Genomic DNA, 16,338 nt, shown 5'->3' on the forward strand with positions numbered 1-16,338 from the left:
GATGTATTATATCTTAATCTACATTAAAAACTTTACTCTCTGACTTATCAGCAATATCCTTTACATTCTGTGTTACAGGAACCTCTAACGCTTTCCCAATGATATATGCTTGTTGATCGGCATGCTGTTTCGCATAACCTGTAGCGGTACTGCTGCTTTCTTTTCTCGAGATCACTTCAATATCTTTAAAGAAGGTCTTTCTTGTTTTACGGGATAAGAATGGCCATGGCCCCATATTCTCCGGTTCTTCCTGTACCCAGATTGCCTCAGTGGCATTTTCATAGGTTTTGTAAACCGCTTCCATTTGTGCAAGTGGTAATGGATATAGCTGCTCTACACGAACAATAGCAACATGTTTCAGCTGATCGTTCTGTTGCTTTTCCAACAACTCGTAGTAGATCTTACCCGAACAGAACAATACACGCGTTACGTCCGCAGGGTTTACGTTTACATCATTGATCACTTCCTGGAACTTGTTCTCGGTGAAGTCTACCAATGGTGACACACATTTAGGGTGACGCAGTAAGCTTTTCGGTGTAAATACAACCAATGGCTTTCTGAAGTCACGGGAGAACTGTCTGCGTAGTGCATGGAAGAAGTTAGCTGGTGTGGTACAGTTAATCACCTGCATGTTGTAATCTGCACAAAGTTCCATAAAACGCTCGATCCTTGCAGAGGAGTGCTCTGGTCCCTGACCTTCATAGCCATGTGGCAACAACATCACTAAGCCGTTTTCACGTTGCCATTTGGTCTCTGCACTGGCCAGATACTGGTCAATGATGATCTGTGCACCATTGTTAAAGTCACCAAACTGTGCTTCCCATATGGTTAAAGCATTCGGGTTAGCCATGGCATAACCGTATTCAAATCCTAATACGCCATATTCAGAAAGGTGTGAGTTGTAGATATCAAAGGTCGCCTGAGCACTGTCCAGGTTAGCCAATGGTACGTATTCCTCTTCAGCATCTTCCAGCGTTAGTACGGCATGACGGTGAGAGAATGTTCCTCTTTCCACATCTTGTCCACTAACACGAACACGTTTGCCTTCCATCAACAAGGTACCATAAGCTAATTGCTCGCCCATGGCCCAATCGAAGACATGTGTATTGTTAGCCATGTTGCTTCTTTCGGCAAATAGCTTTTCAATTTTCTTGAAGAACTTTTTGTCAGAAGGCAAAGCAGTGATGCGTTTGGCAATATCCAGCAAGGTTTCTTCTTTAACAGCGGTATTAGGAGAGGTCTCAAAATCATTCGGATTTGCGATACGCATTTCTGACCATGCACCACCGAATTTCACATCCTGGTAGGTAGAGGTTAAAGCCTTAGCCTCATCTAAACGCTGCTGCAAGATGGCACGGAACTCCTTTTCAATTTCCTTCTCCTGACTTGGTTGCAGGTTGCCTTCTTTAATCAGTTGCTGAATATAGATATCTCTTGGATTCGCATGCTTTTCAATGATCTTGTACAGCAATGGCTGAGTGAATTTAGGCTCATCCGACTCATTGTGTCCGAATCTTCTATAGCAAAGGATATCAATGAAAACATCGTTCTTATAGCGTTGACGATATTCCATGGCAAGATTGATCGCATAAACCAGCGCCTCAGGATCATCGCCGTTAACATGGAATACAGGTGATAAAGTAACTTTGGCGATATCGGTACAGTAGGTACTGGTACGTGCGTCTTTGTAATTGGTGGTGAAGCCAATCTGGTTATTGATGACCAGGTGGATGGTTCCGCCGGTTTTGTAACCTTCCAGACCAGCCATTTGAATCACCTCGTATACAATTCCCTGGCCTGCAATCGACGCATCACCATGAATTAGGATCGGTGCAATCCTGGAATTGTCACCTTCATATTTAAAGTCAATTTTAGACCTGGTGATACCTTCTACTACCGGGTTTACTGTTTCGAGGTGAGATGGGTTTGGACACAAGCTCAAGTGTACACTCTTTCCGTTGTTTGTAGTAACGTCGGTAGAATAACCCAGGTGATACTTCACATCACCACCAAACGGTGATTCCGCACTGTAAGCCTTACCTTCAAATTCAGCAAAGATGTCTTTATATGTTTTCTGCATGATATTGGCAAGCACGTTCAGACGGCCACGGTGAGCCATACCGATCACGAACTCTTCAATACCAAGATTAGAACCTTTTTCTATTACGGAGTCAAGTGCAGGAATCAATGCTTCTGCACCTTCAAGCGAGAATCGCTTTTGACCAAGGAACTTTGTTCCAAGGAAGTTCTCAAAACTTACAGCCTGGTTAAGTTTGGTCAGGATACGCATTTTCTCTTCTACAGAGAAACGCGGCGTATTACGCGCGCTTTCCATTTTCTTTTCAATCCAGGAAAGTACTTCAGGGGTTCTAACAAACTTGTATTCTGCGCCGATTGATCCGCAGTAGGTCTGTTCAAGGAAAGCTATAATATCAGAAAGCTTAGCTGCTCCGATTCCAATTTCAACACCAGAATTAAATACAGTATCAAGATCAGCATCACTTAAACCGAAGTTGTCAAGTGCCAAGGTAGGCAGATGCTTGCGACGCTCTCTTACGGGGTTTGTTTTGGTAAATAAATGGCCGCGTTGACGGTATCCATTTATCATGTTCAAAACATTTACTTCTTTTAAAAATTGCTCAGGGGCTACATCATTTATTGTGGTTCCTGATGCTTCTCTTCCAAAATCAAATCCTTCAAAAAACTTCTGCCAGCCAAATTCTACAGATTGGGGATCTTGTTTGTAAAGTTGGTACTGCGCATCGATATATTCCGCGTTTTCACCGCTGAGATAAGACAAATTATCCATGTGTTTCAAGTGCTATAAGTCATGCAAAATTAGGATTTTACCAATAAGAACGGGCAAAATACTTCATATTTCTTCCAGAAAGCCGACTAAATCACATACATTTTTTAATGGCTTTAATTGATCATTAACAACAATATCAAATTCAGAGATTAAACTTCCTGCTACAATCAGGGGAACGTTTAGATTTTCAATTACTCTTCCCAGAATTTTATTGATGTCTTTTCCAAGGTTTAAGGAGGTAAACACAACGAAACCATAGTCCGGTTTATAACTTTCAATAACTTTTTTAAGATCTGTTGCTGGTATGCCTTGCCCCAGGTAAAGTGTTTCATGACCACAACTCTTCAAAAGATACCTTGCAAAAAGCAATCCGGTTTCATGAAGCTCGGCTTCGGGCAGGAATAAAAGGAACCTTTCAGGTTTTTTGGCTTTTGGCTTATCAAGCTTGTCGATTTCGACAATTAGTCTGTCTCGAATCAAATTCGCCGCAAAATGTTCATGAGATGGATCAATTGCACCAATCTGCCACAACATGCCAATCTTTTTCATGAAAGGGAACAGCACCTGATCCATGGTTTTCGTTAAACCAAGTTCGGCGATACAACTGGCCAGGATCTTAGAAAATGAAGCTTCGTCGAACTTTATGGTCGCATTAGAAAGGTTGATGAGTTGAACTGACTCATTACCCCAATCGGTCTTAAGCTGAAGCACCAGATCAGCAATCTTCTTTTTACTCATCTGAGCAATCTTGCTGATCTTGTAACCATTTTCATTAAGCGCCACAATATTGAGCAACATCTTCAGATCTTCCTCATCATAGTATCTGATGTTGGTGGGCGTACGCTTAGGAGGCACCAGGTTGTATCTAATCTCCCAGGCTCGTATCGTATGGGCTTTTATTCCAATCAGTCCCTCTATGTCGCTTATCGAATATTTCCTCACGAGCTTACAACAACTGGAAATCAGGTTTGTTTATAAACAGGAAGATTCAGCAACCTTTTAATCAACCGTTTAGATTGAATAAAGCCGTATTCTACTTAAAGAAGGAGAAGCTAAGCAACCGCAGGAATGTTAAGGATCTTCAGGTACTTATCTACATCGAAGCCATTTTTGGATTTCAAGCCCGATACACTATCCGCAATACACTTCCAGTTGCCCCAGTTACTCGCAGCGGTATAGTCTACAAGTTGCTCTTCGAAGTAAGCGGCGCCCTTCATCCAGTCGTACTTCAATACATGCACCAGAAATGTGGCCGCAAGCACCCGGCCGTAATTAGACAGGTAACCAGTTTCTGCAAGGGACTTCATGTAGCCATCTACCAAGGCATGGCCTGTCTCGCCGGCTTTCCATTGCTCAAAGCTGGAATTTGAGACCGTGTCATCTGCCTCCAGAACCAGCGTAGTACTTTCAAGATATGGCGCTCCATGCTTCTTGAACATAAAGCGGAAGTAATCCCTTTTGAACAGTCCAAGAATAAGGTTGGTGAAATTTGTATTGTTGCCAAAACGTTCTTCCGCAGCTTTCACCCGCCAATACACCATGCGTGGCGATAAACAACCAAGTGACAACCAGGGCGACAGCTGTGAAATGAAACCTGAAGGGTCAGAGTTTCTTGCAGAAACCTTGATGTAGATGTTGGAGTCCGGCCGTAATAGGTCACTTAAATGCCTAAGCCCCTCCTGTTCTCCACCTATTAATCCAGATGCAAGAACATTAGCTTCCGCCACGGCTATAGCATATAGTTCTTCAATGGATGGCAGTTGCCCCCATTCTTCACTGGGAACAAAGGCAATCTCGGTCGGAGCATCAAAGCATGCTTTAACGATAGCATCGCGTTCAGTTTTCTTCCTGAACTGGGTAAATACATCCGGGATGTCTTTAATTGGGAAAGGAAGATCTTCTTTATTGTATAAAGTATGGCCGATGAAGTGTTTCAGATTAACCTCAATCTTCCAGAGCCTGTCCTCAACATTTGCCGAGACCCTGGTTTCTGCAGGGGCAACTTCCCGATGGTGGTAAACCTCTGTGATACCATACTGCTCCACAAGCCCTGCAATATGGTCCTCTGGTAAGCCATGGATAATCAACAAATCGCCGCCCATTTGCTGGAACGAACTTCTAAGATCTGCAACACTTTCTAAAAGGAAATTCGTTCGAAGCACACTTGATTTGTGAAAACCAGCGTGGTCGAACTGCCTTGGATCAAAAAAATACACCGGCAAAATAGCCTCCGACTTAGCGATAGCTTCCACCAACATTTCATTATCATGTAAGCGAAGGTCATTTCTAAACCAGACTAATATGCGTTTTGATTTCATCAAGGGCGAGGACATAGTGTGTGTTATACAAAAATATACGATATTTTAGGATAGCAGAAATCAGCTGACGAATAATTACACAATTGAAACAAATCGGCCCGTTTTTCGATCATTTAGCCGGTATATTCCTGAAAACAAAACCAATTAGGCTGAAAATAGTTATGAGAATATGGAAAAACGCGTACTAATAACGGGAGCAAGTGGGATGATCGGCAAAAAACTAGTACCAGCGCTTATCAATAAAGGCTACCAGGTTTCGATGCTCAGCAGAAGCGCACGCCCCTTGCCGGACATCCGCGTTTTCCTTTGGAATGTAGAAAATCAAACCATAGATACCAGCTGCTTTGATGGTGTCAGTGCGATCATTCACCTGGCTGGTGAAAACATCGCCAGCAAACGCTGGACAGCAAGACGAAAACAACAAATACTCGACAGCAGAGTAAACTCCACAAAGCTGCTCTACAAAGGCTTGGCAAGCTGCAGTCATACGGTGAACACCATGATTTCCGCTTCTGCGGTGGGCTACTATGGCGACCGGGGCGATGAGGTACTAACGGAGATCAGCGATCCAGGTGATGATTTTCTGGCAACCTGCTGCATCAGCTGGGAAACTGCTGTAGATGAAGGTGCCTTGCTAAACCTCCGGATTGTGAAACTGCGTACCGGATTTATTCTCGATAAGGCCACAGGCGGACTACCCCTGATGGCATTGCCCGTAAAGTTGTTCCTGGGGGCGCCATTAGGCTCCGGAAAACAGTGGATCCCCTGGATCCATCTGCAGGATATGCTGAACCTTTACATTCATGCGCTCGAAAATTCGCTGCAGGGCGTTTTTAATGCTACAGCACCAGCACCGGCATCCAATGCAATATTCACGAAGAAGATTGCGCAAGTGCTACAACGCCCGCTCTGGCCTATACACGTACCGGCAGTTCTAATAAAAACAATTATGGGTGAAATGAGTGCTGTGGCACTTTCCAGCACCAACACCTCCGCTCAAAAGGTACTTAACACCGGATTTAACTTCAAATACAACCAGCTTCAGGATGCCCTGGCAGAAATATATCTATGAACGACGAAATATGCATTTGCTGGCTCCGCCGCGATTTAAGACTTGAAGATCATGCGGCTTTACATGCGGCTTTAAAGTCCGGTTATCCGGTATTATTACTGTTTATCTTCGATAAAGCCATCCTGGATCCATTACCAAAAGCAGACCGTAGGCTGGTCTTCATTCACCGCAACGTAGTGAAACTAAAAGCAGGTCTGGAGCAGCTGGGAAGTTCTATGCTCATCAAATATGGCCTCCCGGAAGATGTTTTCATGGATCTTCTTGCCACCTACCAGGTTAAAGCGGTGTACACCAATCACGATTATGAACCCTACGCTAAGGAAAGAGATCAGAAAATAGCGGCGGTTTTGCATAAGAAAAATATTCCCTTTATCACCCTTAAAGATCAGGTGATTTTTGAAAAAGCTGAAGTGCTTAAACCTGATGGAAAGCCATACACCGTGTTTACGCCCTATTCAAAACAGTGGAAAATTAAACTGAACGACTTCTACATCAAAGCGTATCCAACGGAAAAATACTTTGATAATCTGTACTCCTGTAAGCCATACCCGGTGATATCTTTACAGGATATGGGCTTTGAAGACCTGGACATCAAATTTCCAGATGTCAATTTTGCCGAAAAGCTTGCCAGTTATGAGCTCCGGCGAGACTATCCTGCAGAGGACGCAACAAGTTATATCGGACTACACCTAAGATTTGGAACAATAAGCATTCGTGAAGCGGCAAGAACTGCACTGGCGAATGCTGCCGAAAAGTGGCTCTCTGAACTGATCTGGCGCGACTTCTACATGATGATCCTCGATCATTTTCCGCAGGTACAGCACCATGCCTTCAAACCTGCCTACGAACGGATTCAATGGCGGAACAATGAAAAGGAATTCGAAGCCTGGTGTCAGGGCAGAACAGGCTACCCTATTGTGGATGCTGGCATGCAGCAGCTAAACCAAACGGGTTTTATGCACAACCGTGTTCGTATGGTGGTCGCCAGTTTTCTTACTAAACACCTGCTGATCGACTGGCGTTGGGGTGAAGCCTACTTTGCCGAAAAGCTTCTCGATTACGAACTGGCAAGTAACGTGGGTGGCTGGCAGTGGGCATGCGGCAGCGGAAATGATGCAGCTCCGTTCTTCCGCGTGTTCAACCCGGAACTTCAGGCGAAAAAGTTCGACCCAGACAACCAGTACATCTACAAATGGGCACCCCAGTATAAACAAGAAAAGCATGACCCACCGATAGTAGATCATGCTTTTGCCAGAGACAGAATGCTCCGTGTATATAAGGCTGCTTTAAATGATGGTCCGGTTTAGTTTACAACTTTCCGAACTTCAATATCAAAGTCTAAGACAGCATTCATTTTAATCTTACTTTGTGCATTCGGGCCGTAAGCAAGGCCGGAAGGTATTAAGATCCTTATCTTTCCACCTTCTTTGATCAAAGGTAATGTACGTTGCCAACCTGGCATTCTAGTGTTTAACGGGTAACTCACCGCTGTATCCGCCTTATTCGATTCAAACTCTGTTCCGTCAAGTAATCGCCCGGTGTAAAAAGGGTACACCGTTGATTGTGCATTAATTTCTTTACCACTTCCTGGTTTATCAATTATGTAGTAAACGCCGGATACATCGCGGGTTGCAGTTAAACTATTACGTTCCAAAAAGGCCTTGATCAGGTTTTCATCACGCTCAGGTTGTGAACGTTCTGACAATGTTGTTAGTGTCACCAACAATGGTTCGTTAGATGGCACGTTTAACTCAGACTCGCCATTTCTGCCAAAGGCCAGGTAAGAGGGTAATAAAATTTTAGCCTCACCACCAGGTTTAAGTGCCGAAATAACAGTCCGGAACGCAGGAACTGATCTGCCTAACACAATCCTGTCCGTATAACCTACAAGGTTTGCAATATTGTATGCATCTGTTTGCGTGTCGTAATAACTCTTACCATCCAGAGATTTCAATACAAAGTTGTACAGTACCGAGTCCGTATTCTTAAAGTTCTCCCCTGTTCCAGGGTTAACGATCTCGTAATAGAAACCAGAGGGATCCTTTGTAACCTGCAACTTATTGCTTGCAATGTATTGTGTCAGCTTGGTATCGTCGATGGTCTCGATTTGCTCGTATTCCTTCTCGCATGAACTCAGGATCGTTATTGCGCCAAAAAAGGCAACAGCATATATAGATAACTTTTTAAACATCATTTATTTAGATTGTATTTTTTAGTAGTCAGGTTCAAGGATAACACCTCCACCATCATCCGTTGCCGGATCATCGTCGGGGTCCTCTCCCGGTTCAGTGTTCGGCAATGTCGTATTCTTCCGGACAATTGATCGAAAGAAAATGGTATAATCAAGGCTTGAGTTCGGGGGAATTTGTCCAACTCGTCGGTCCGTGTAAGCCATCGTTGATGGAATCAGCAAACGCACCGTGCCACCCGGTTTAATTTTCTTTAAGCCTTCCCGCCAACCTTCTATCATGCCAGCATACTTTAACCGCACGGTATCTCCTCGTTCAACGATAATGCCGTTCAGCAGCTTCCCCGTATAGGTCACAACAACGTCGTCATCTTGCTCCAATTCATACTCCCCTTTGCCAGGATTAATAATCAGGCTATACAAGCCACTTCGATCCTTTTGAAAGTTAAGGTTCTGTTTAACGATAAACTGTTCAATGGAATCTACATCCAGCTGTAGTTGGGTATCTTCGTTGTATTCTACCAGATCACCGCATGACGAGAGTCCTATGCATAGGATCGTACAAGCAATAAAAAGGGCATTTCTGAACATATCGACAAAAATAGTCTTTTAAATGTGAGAGAACAATTTTTAACCTTTTTTAACAACAACAAAAAACCGCCCTGCAAATTCATGCAGGACGGTGAGCGTAATTTCTTTATCGTTGATTAGTAGCAATATCTATTTGCAGCAATCAATTGCTGTGCAACCTCTTGCCTTGCTGCTTTCACATTAAATGGTTCCATTTTGGTGAACCTGCGCAAGCCTACAAGCATCATGCGCAACTCATCACCTTCTGCGAATGCCCATAAAGCCTCTTTACCTGCTTTGGCAACAGCATCTATAGCCTCCACAAAATAAATGCGCATCATATTCAGTTGTCCTGCACATGCTTCCTCACCCCGCAAACTCACCAGCTTCTCTGTTCTGAGCATTGCTGATTCCGCTACATATACGTAGCTGGCCATGTCGGCGATATTCATCAAGATCTCTTGTTCTTTCGATAAGCTCATCATCAGCTTCTGAACCGCTGAGCCGGCAACCATCAAAGTTGCTTTTTTCAGGTTCTGGATAATCTTCTTCTCTGCAGCAAATAAAGTATCATCCGGCTCGCCGAAATCGGGAATAGACATCAATTCTGATGCTACTGCCGTGGCAGGGGTCATCAGGTCCAGCTCACCCTTCATTGCACGCTTCAACATCATGTCTACCGTAAGCAGGCGGTTGATCTCGTTTGTTCCTTCAAAGATCCTGTTAATACGTGCGTCGCGGTAAGCACGATCCATTGGCGCATCAGCAGAGAAGCCCATACCTCCATAAACCTGCACACCTTCATCCACTACGTAGTCTAAAGCTTCAGAGCCCCAAACCTTCAGGATAGCACATTCTACAGCAAACTGCTCGGTCGACTTCAACTTCGCTTTACTGGCATCCATTCCCCCAGCAACAAGTGCGTCATAAGCATCGTCGATATTCTGACCTGCACGGTAACTAGCACTCTCCACAGCGTAAACCTTGGTTGCCATTTCTGCAAGTTTATGTCTGATTGCGCCATACTTCGATATCATCCGTTCAAACTGAACCCTTTCATTGCTATAGTTGATTGCATGGTCAATCACCTTTTTTGAGGCGCCAATCGCCGCCGCCGCAAGTTTAATCCGACCAATGTTCAAAATATTCACTGCGATCTTAAATCCATTCTCTCTTTCAGAAAGCATGTTCTCCAGCGGCACACGGCAATCGTTGAAAAAGACCTGGCGGGTTGAAGATCCTTTAATCCCCATCTTGTGCTCTTCCGGGTTCATCGTAATACCACCGAAATCCCGCTCTACAATGAACGCAGTGAGGTTCTTATCATCATCAATTTTCGCGAACACAATGAAGATATCTGCAAATCCCCCATTGGTGATCCACATCTTTTGTCCATTGATGATGTAGTGTTTTCCATCTTCAGACAACTTTGCTTTAGTACGACCGGAGTTTGCATCGGAACCAGCATTCGGCTCGGTTAAGCAATAAGAAGCCTTCCACTCCCCGGTGCCCAGCTTCGGGATATACTTTGCTTTCTGCTCCTGATTGCCATAATATAAAATTGGCAAGGTACCGATACCTGTATGTGCCGACAAAGCCACAGCAAAAGAATGTCCCGCACCAATAATATCGGCAACGAGCATGGAAGTGTTGAAGTTCTTTCCAAAACCACCAAATTCCTCAGGAATAGAAACCCCGAGAATACCCAACTCACCGGCTTTCTCCAGCAGCGACTGCATCAATCCTTCCTCCTGCGCATCAATGCGGTCCAGGTTTGGAAACACTTCTGCAATTAGGAAATCACGGCAGGTTTGTGCAATCATCACCTGTTCTTCATCAAACTCCTCCGGAATAAAAACATCCTGGTACTGCGTTTCTGAAATTAAGAATTCACCTCCTTTTATTGTTTTTTTGTCTGTAGTGTCCATACTTGTAATATTTAATTGAGCAAGCTCATCCGTTTTAATTTTATAACATCTCAAAAATTCCCGCTGCACCCTGGCCTGTACCTACACACATCGTAACCATGCCGTATTTCTTGTCTCTCCTTTTCAGTTCATTGAACAACTGAACAGACAATTTCGCGCCCGAGCAACCCAGCGGATGTCCTAAGGCGATTCCACCCCCGTTTACATTCAGAATATCGGTGTTGATCCCAAGTTCACGCACGATGGCAAGTGATTGTGAAGCGAAAGCCTCATTCAGTTCGATCAGATCCATTTGATCCAATTTCATACCTGCCATCTCCAAAGCCTTCGGTATCGCCGCAATCGGCCCAATCCCCATTACTCTAGGAGGTACTCCGGCAACACTGTAGCTTACCAATCTGGCGATTGGTTCCACACCCAATTCCTTCAATTTCTGTTCAGAAACCACCAGTACAAAGGCAGCACCGTCTGACGTCTGGGAAGAGTTACCCGCCGTCACGGTTCCATCAGCGGCAAACACTGGCTTTAGCTTGGAAAGTTTTTCAATTGTCGTATCAGCTCGCGGCCCCTCATCAGTGTCTACCACGAAACTTCTGGTTAGCTTTTTCATATGCTCATCCAGGTAAGTCTCATTTACCGTAATCGGCAACACGCCAGCTTTCAGATGACCATTTTTGATGGCTTCTACCGCCCTCATGTTGGACTGGTAGGCAAAAGCATCCTGATCCTCACGGCTCACTTTATATTCATTAGCAACAGCTTCTGCGGTCAGACCCATGCCCCAGTACCAGTCTGGGTTCTTTTTAGCGACTTCCGGATTCGGAACCAATTTCCAACCACCGAAAGGCATACCCGACATCACCTCTACACCGCCAGCAACGATACAATCGGCCATACCGCTCCTGATCTTCGCCACAGCCATGGCGATGGTCTCCAACCCTGATGCGCAGTAACGATTCACCGTCACCCCTGGAACTTTCTCTGTATCCAGTCCCATCAGCGAGATCATGCGGCCGATATTCAGGCCCTGCTCTGCCTCCGGGGTTGCGTTCCCAACAATGACATCATTAATCTGCTCTTTATCTAAATTCGGCACCGAGGCCACAAGCGCCCTTACAACTTCCGCTGCCAGGTCATCTGCCCGCGTAAAGCGAAACACACCACGAGGTGCCTTTCCTACTGCCGTCCGGTATCCAGCTATAATATATGCTTCCATGTTTTCTTCTTTAATGTGTTCAAATAATTAGTTCCGCAGTGGTTTGCCTTTAGTTACAATACTCTGAATACGTTCCAGCGTCTTACGCTCTCCGCATAAAGAAAGGAATGCTTCTCTTTCCAAATCCAACAGGTACTGTTCAGTAACTTCGGTAGGCGCAGACAAATCACCGCCACACAGTACATAACCCAATTTTTCGGAGATCTTCTTATCATGTTCCGAGATGTATTTACCCGAATACATGCTATTTGCACCTGCATAAACGATCCCTAACCCTTGTTTCCCCAAAACCTTGATATCCCTGCGCTTCACCGGCATCGTGTATCCCGCTTCTGCCAATTCGATCGCTTTTGCTTTGGCATCTGCAATCAGGCGACTCCTGTTCATAGAGATGGAATACTTGTCTTGCTGCAGATAACCAAGTTCAAAGGCCTCTTCTGCAGATGTTGACACCTTAGCCATCCCGATCGTCAGGAATCTTTCTTTGAGTACGTTCTGCGCAATCTGCTCAGTTTTAAACTCATCAGAGGCGCGCAAAGCGAATTCTTTAGTGCCACCACCGCCCGGGATAACACCCACACCGAATTCAACGAGCCCCATATAGGTTTCTGCGTTTAACTGTACATGATCGGCATGCAAGCTGAATTCACAGCCCCCACCAAGGGTGAGGTTATGCGGCGCAACAACCACGGGTATCGAAGAATAACGGATGCGCATGGAAGTATTCTGGAACATGCGGATGGCCATATTCAACTCATCCCACTCTTGCTCTACCGCCATCATGAAGATCATACCTACATTGGCCCCGGCAGAGAAATTCGCACCATCATTTCCAATTACCAAACCACGGTAGTCTTTCTCGGCCATGTCAATCGCTTTGTTGATGGCCTGCAAGGTATCGCCGCCAATCGTATTCATTTTCGAATGAAACTCGACGTTTAAGATGCCGTCGCCCAGATCAATGATGGAAGCACCAGCATTCTTCCAAAGCGTTTGCTTACTGCGCAGGTTGTCCAGCACAATAAAGGCTTCTGCACCCGGAACAGGCACATAGCTTTTCGAAGGAATATCGTAATATAACTTAAGCCCATTCTCCACTTTATAGAAACTGGTATGTCCAGCTTCCAGCATTTCATGTACCCATGCTGCCGGCTCATGACCATACTTACGCATGCCTTCAATGGACTCCGAGATGCCTACAGCATCCCAAACCTCAAATGGCCCCAGTTCCCAGCCGAATCCTGCGCGCATGGCATCATCAATCCGATATAACTCGTTTGAAATCTCCGGAATTCTGTCTGATACATATTCAAACAAACCAAAGAAGGATGCACGGAACAATTCACCAGCTTTGTCGCGGCCCGCAGCGAAAATCTTCATCCGCTCAGGAACATTGTCAATGGCTTTCGTCATGTCTAATGTTGCAGACTTCACTTTAGCTTGTGGCCGGTACTCAAGCGTTTTTAGATCTAACGCCAGGATCTCCGTTTTACCTTCAGGCGTTTTGGTCTTTTTATAGAAGCCTTGACCGGTTTTATCTCCCAGCCAGTTGTTGCTTTCCATTTTTGCCACATACTCGGGCAGCTTAAAAAGATCGTGTGCTTTATCCTCAGGACAATTGTCGTAAAGACCTTTTGCCACTTTAATCATCGTATCTAATCCAACTACATCTGTGGTACGGAAAGTGGCCGACTTTGGCCGGCCTAAGGCCGGGCCTGTATATTTATCAACTTCCTCAACGGTAAGCTCCATTTTCTCTACCAGGTGCAGCAAAGCCATAATGGAATAAACGCCTACACGATTCGCAATGAACGCTGGCGTATCCTTACAAAGCACGGTCGTCTTACCCAAGAATTTGTCGCCATAATGCATTAAAAAATCCACCAGTTCTGGTTTGGTGTATGGCGTAGGAATAATCTCTAGTAAACGCAGGTATCTTGGCGGATTAAAAAAGTGTGTTCCGCAGAAATTCGCTTTGAAATCTTCCGATCTTCCCTCCGCCATCATGTGAATCGGAATGCCCGAAGTATTCGATGAGATGATGCTGCCTGGCTTACGGTATTGTTCCACCTGCTCAAAAACTCTCTTCTTGATATCCAGATTTTCTACCACCACTTCAATTACCCAATCGTATGCAGCAATCTTCTTCATATCATCCTCAAAGTTGCCAGTGCTGATTTTCTTAACAACAGATTTGGAATAAACTGGTGAAGGATTGGTCTTCACCGCAGTATCAAGTGCTTTATTTACAATGCTGTTTTTATCGCCTTCTTTTGCAGGGATATCAAGTAATAAAACTTCCACTCCGATGTTTGCAAAATGGCAGGCAATACGGGAGCCCATAATACCAGAGCCCAAAACGGCGACTTTATTTATTCTTTTGTTCATCATTTTCTATCGTACTTGTATATGCTAAGGTGAGTTTGTTCAACTTCTCCAGCGTTTTGATCAAATTATTCTTTTCCTGGGCACTCAGGCTTTCATTTAAGTATTCATTGAAATTTATTACCACTTCTTTGGCGAGCTTTCTTTTCTCGCGACCAAACTCCGTCAGGTAAACTTTTACCGAACGCTTGTCAGACGGTGATGCCTCCCTGTAGATCAATCCAAGTTCTTCCATGTTATTTAACATCCTGGAAAGGCTGGTTGCTTTTACAGCCAGCAATGCCGCTAACTGTGAAACTGCAGTGCCCTCCTTATCAATATTAATCAACATGTAGCCAATAGATTGTGTAATTCCGAAGCCTGATGCAATCTGGTTATAAACGTTTGATACATTCTGCCAAACCACCTTTAAAAAATAATCTACTGTTTCCTGCTGTTTCATTAATTACTATGCTTGCATAACAAAGCTAACGAAATTAAGATTGTAAACCAACAACAAAAAATAAAATTTAAAGGGATTTGTTCAAGCTGCTCAGGACTGGGGCATCGCTTGAAATTCAGGTAATATTACCTACCGCATACTCTTTATAATCATTATCAATAGTGGAAGTTCTAAACCAATTATCCTTCGAAATAGTTAAGCCTATATAATACCAATTTCTACATCTACACTAAAACGAAAAACTATGTTCCATCATTCAAAAGACCTACAATTTAATGCCCGCGTATCAAAACCCGATCCGGCATTTGCCAATATTCTATTAGAACAGTTCGGAGGCGAAAATGGCGAACTTGCCGCAGCCATGCAGTACTTTACGCAGGCATTCGGCGCCAAGCAGCCTCATCCAGACAAATACGACATGTTAATGGACATTGCCACGGAAGAGTTCTCGCACCTGGAAATTGTTGGTGCAACCATCCAGATGTTACTAAAAGGTGTAAACGGCGAGCTAAAAGATGCCGCAGATCAAAGTGAGATCATGCAGGTATTAGACGGCAAAGCAGCCAAAGAAAATATCATCCACGCGGCACTACATGCCAATCCGCAGTTCCCAATCATTACAGGCGGCGGACCAACGCTGAGAAATAGCCAGGGCATCCCTTGGTGTGCATCATACATTCACTCCAATGGCGATCTTACCGTCGATTTGAGAAGCAACCTGGCATCAGAATCCAGAGCGAAACTAGTTTATGAGCATCTGATGAAATTTACAGATGATCCTTACGTAAAAGATACCTTATCATTTCTGATGACCCGTGAGGTCGCGCATTATAAGATGTTCGAAGCAGCTTTGTCTACGATCCAGCCTAACTTCCCTCCAGGCGTACTACAGGCTGACCCACGTTTTACCCAGCAATATTTCAACCTTTCACCAGAAAAAAGCCCCCGCGGTCCATGGAATGAAGGTGAAATGCCAGATATGGGCAAAGACTGGGAATACATTGCTGATCCGGTTGCACATGTGAAGCAAACAAATGGATTAACAGAAATGGAAGACAGCAAAAAGAGCGAACTTTCAAAAACGGAAAAGCTAAACAAAGAGCTGAGCAAGGTAAGAAGCTCAGAAGTTAAAAGTGCAGAACCGAAAGGAACTGCGCAATGGAGCGACTATGCTGAACCCCTTGAAACATCCCAGAACAATAACTAGGTAAGCCGAACTTTAGATGCCCCCACAAGCTCAATGCTTTTGGGGGCATTTTTATGCAGCGCTAACTGGTAAACTCCTGTTTGGTTATACCTAACAAATGTTATTAAACAAAAGAAGGCGACTCACCGCTGAGCCACCTTCCCTATAAGCATTTATTAATGTTTTCTTTTTAGAATGAACCTGGATATCTGTTCAGACCTGCT

At 44.5% G+C, this 16,338-nt stretch carries 12 protein-coding genes; 3 read left to right on the plus strand and 9 right to left on the minus strand.

All coding sequences use genetic code 11. The annotated features are described in order from the left end of the window. Positions 1 to 13: 13 nt before the first annotated feature. The 3 genes from ACTHQF_RS16305 to ACTHQF_RS16315 all read right to left on the minus strand — a co-directional run bounded on the left by ACTHQF_RS16305 (position 14) and on the right by ACTHQF_RS16315 (position 5,142). Positions 14 to 2,809 (minus strand): 2-oxoglutarate dehydrogenase E1 component, encoded by a 2,796-nt coding sequence (locus tag ACTHQF_RS16305; protein ID WP_440431860.1) that lies wholly within the window; start codon positions 2,807 to 2,809, stop codon positions 14 to 16. Between the two features lie 63 nt (positions 2,810 to 2,872). Further along, entirely contained in the window at positions 2,873 to 3,751 is an 879-nt protein-coding gene (locus ACTHQF_RS16310) for a MerR family transcriptional regulator (protein WP_440431862.1), read from the minus strand. Positions 3,752 to 3,861: 110 nt separating this feature from the next. Continuing rightward, positions 3,862 to 5,142, minus strand: coding sequence for a DASH family cryptochrome (locus tag ACTHQF_RS16315; protein WP_440431864.1), 1,281 nt, complete (start codon positions 5,140 to 5,142; stop codon positions 3,862 to 3,864). A gap of 154 nt (positions 5,143 to 5,296) precedes the next feature. On the opposite strand from ACTHQF_RS16315, the gene ACTHQF_RS16320 reads away from it, so the two are divergent. Beyond that, entirely contained in the window at positions 5,297 to 6,199 is a 903-nt protein-coding gene (locus tag ACTHQF_RS16320) for a TIGR01777 family oxidoreductase (protein ID WP_440431865.1), read from the plus strand. After that, entirely contained in the window at positions 6,196 to 7,506 is a 1,311-nt protein-coding gene (locus tag ACTHQF_RS16325; RefSeq protein ID WP_440431866.1) for a cryptochrome/photolyase family protein, read from the plus strand. The genes ACTHQF_RS16320 and ACTHQF_RS16325 overlap by 4 nt, the downstream gene beginning before the upstream one ends. Here the strand turns inward: ACTHQF_RS16325 and ACTHQF_RS16330 are convergent. From ACTHQF_RS16330 to ACTHQF_RS16355, 6 genes are all read right to left on the minus strand, one after another. Beyond that, positions 7,503 to 8,393, minus strand: a complete 891-nt coding sequence (locus tag ACTHQF_RS16330) for an FKBP-type peptidyl-prolyl cis-trans isomerase (protein WP_440431868.1) — start codon at positions 8,391 to 8,393, stop codon at positions 7,503 to 7,505. The two genes, ACTHQF_RS16325 and ACTHQF_RS16330, sit on opposite strands and share 4 nt — an antisense overlap. 18 nt (positions 8,394 to 8,411) lie before the next feature. After that, entirely contained in the window at positions 8,412 to 8,978 is a 567-nt protein-coding gene (locus ACTHQF_RS16335) for an FKBP-type peptidyl-prolyl cis-trans isomerase (RefSeq protein ID WP_440431870.1), read from the minus strand. A gap of 116 nt (positions 8,979 to 9,094) precedes the next feature. Next, complete coding sequence (locus ACTHQF_RS16340) at positions 9,095 to 10,885, minus strand: acyl-CoA dehydrogenase family protein (RefSeq protein ID WP_440431872.1); 1,791 nt, start codon at positions 10,883 to 10,885, stop codon at positions 9,095 to 9,097. A 40-nt stretch (positions 10,886 to 10,925) separates the two neighbouring features. After that, positions 10,926 to 12,101, minus strand: coding sequence for an acetyl-CoA C-acyltransferase (locus tag ACTHQF_RS16345; protein WP_440431874.1), 1,176 nt, complete (start codon positions 12,099 to 12,101; stop codon positions 10,926 to 10,928). 27 nt (positions 12,102 to 12,128) lie between these two features. After that, the gene (locus ACTHQF_RS16350; protein WP_440431879.1) at positions 12,129 to 14,489 is read right to left on the minus strand and encodes a 3-hydroxyacyl-CoA dehydrogenase NAD-binding domain-containing protein; all 2,361 of its coding nucleotides are present in this window, start codon (positions 14,487 to 14,489) and stop codon (positions 12,129 to 12,131) included. After that, entirely contained in the window at positions 14,470 to 14,928 is a 459-nt protein-coding gene (locus ACTHQF_RS16355; RefSeq protein WP_440431876.1) for a MarR family winged helix-turn-helix transcriptional regulator, read from the minus strand. The genes ACTHQF_RS16350 and ACTHQF_RS16355 overlap by 20 nt, the downstream gene beginning before the upstream one ends. 244 nt (positions 14,929 to 15,172) lie before the next feature. Here ACTHQF_RS16355 and ACTHQF_RS16360 point away from each other — a divergent pair, with 244 nt between their 5' ends. After that, the gene (locus ACTHQF_RS16360; RefSeq protein WP_440431877.1) at positions 15,173 to 16,135 is read left to right on the plus strand and encodes a manganese catalase family protein; all 963 of its coding nucleotides are present in this window, start codon (positions 15,173 to 15,175) and stop codon (positions 16,133 to 16,135) included. Positions 16,136 to 16,338: the final 203 nt, after the last annotated feature.

The organism is Pedobacter sp. SAFR-022 (assembly GCF_051965375.1).
Classification (GTDB): Bacteria; Bacteroidota; Bacteroidia; order Sphingobacteriales; family Sphingobacteriaceae; genus Pedobacter.